The sequence below is a fragment of the Streptomyces spiroverticillatus genome, from assembly GCA_014650415.1.
GTDB classification, from domain to species: Bacteria; Actinomycetota; Actinomycetes; order Streptomycetales; family Streptomycetaceae; genus Streptomyces; species Streptomyces spiroverticillatus.
In genome coordinates this window covers 1-1,506 of sequence record BMUX01000063.1, presented here as the reverse complement: position 1 = coordinate 1,506, position 1,506 = coordinate 1, and the positions used below count along the sequence as shown (strand labels likewise).

The window sequence follows — 1,506 nt, the reverse complement described above, 5'->3', positions numbered from 1 at the left end:
CAACATCCTGCTCGCGTCGCTGACCATCGTCTTCCTGCTGGCTGTGGTCACCCTTCAGCCGTTCGCCACCTACGCGGGTGCCGCGCAGTCGATGATCGTGCTGATCGCGCTGCTGGTCTGCCTGATCCCGACGACCATTGGTGCGCTGCTGTCCGCGATCGGTATCGCGGGCATGGACCGCCTGGTCCAGCGCAACGTTCTCGCCATGTCGGGCAGGGCGGTTGAGGCGGCGGGCGACGTCTCGACGCTGCTGCTCGACAAGACCGGCACGATCACGTTGGGCAACCGCCAGGCCGCCGAGTTCCTGCCCGTCAAGGGCGTGACCGCCGCCGAGCTTGCGGATGCCGCCCAGTTGTCCTCCCTCTCCGACGAGACCCCTGAGGGTCGCTCGGTGGTGGTCCTGGCGAAGGAGAAGTACGGGCTGCGCGAGCGCCACCAGGGCGAACTGGTCGGAGCAGACTGGGTGGCCTTCACGGCCCAGACCCGGATGTCGGGTGTGGACGTGGACGGACGCAAGGTGNCTGGAAGACGCTGACGGCGCCCGCGTCCTGGGAGTGATTCACCTCAAGGACGTCGTCAAGGACGGCATGCGCGAACGCTTCGACGAGCTGCGCCGGATGGGCATCAAGACGGTCATGATCACCGGGGACAACCCGCTGACCGCCAAGGCCATCGCCGAAGAAGCCGGAGTCGACGACTTCCTCGCGGAGGCCACCCCCGAGGACAAGATGGCCCTGATCAAGCGCGAGCAGGCGGGCGGCAAGCTGGTCGCGATGACCGGCGACGGCACCAACGACGCCCCCGCGCTCGCCCAGGCCGATGTCGGCGTGGCGATGAACACCGGCACCTCGGCCGCCAAGGAGGCCGGGAACATGGTGGACCTGGACTCCAATCCGACCAAGCTCATCGAGATCGTCGAGATCGGCAAGCAACTCCTCATCACCCGGGGCGCGTTGACCACTTTCTCGATCGCCAACGACGTCGCGAAATACTTCGCGATCATCCCCGCGATGTTCGCCGTGGTCTACCCGGGCCTGGACAAGCTCAACATCATGGGCCTGACCTCCCCCGAGTCCGCGATCCTCTCCGCGGTCATCTTCAACGCGCTGATCATCATCGCCCTGGTCCCCCTCGCCCTCAAGGGCGTCCAGTACAAGCCGATGAGCGCCGACAAGATGCTCCGCCGCAACCTCGGCATCTACGGACTCGGCGGATTGATCGCCCCGTTCATCGGCATCAAGATCATCGACCTGCTTCTCTCCCTCATCCCCGGAATCGGCTGATCACGTCATGAACAACTCCGTAGGAAACACCGGCCGGTTGCTGGGGGCAGGCCTGCGTGCCCTCCTCGTCCTCACCCTCATCTGCGGCGTGGTCTACCCACTCGCTGTCACCGGCATCGCCCAGGTCGCCTTCCCCACCCAGGCCAACGGCTCCGAGATCGAAGACCCGGCCACCGGCAAGGTGGTGGGCTCCGAGCTGATCGGCCAGACCTACAACCTCCCG

At 66.0% G+C, this 1,506-nt stretch carries 1 protein-coding gene and 1 pseudogene; both read left to right on the top strand.

The window, feature by feature from the left end:
• A pseudogene (locus IE269_RS42665) lies at positions 1-1,283 on the top strand (HAD-IC family P-type ATPase); the annotation flags it as partial.
• Positions 1,284-1,290: 7 nt separating this feature from the next.
• Positions 1,291-1,506 (top strand): potassium-transporting ATPase subunit C (locus IE269_RS42660; RefSeq protein WP_189828760.1); only part of this gene is annotated, 216 nt, incomplete at its 3' end.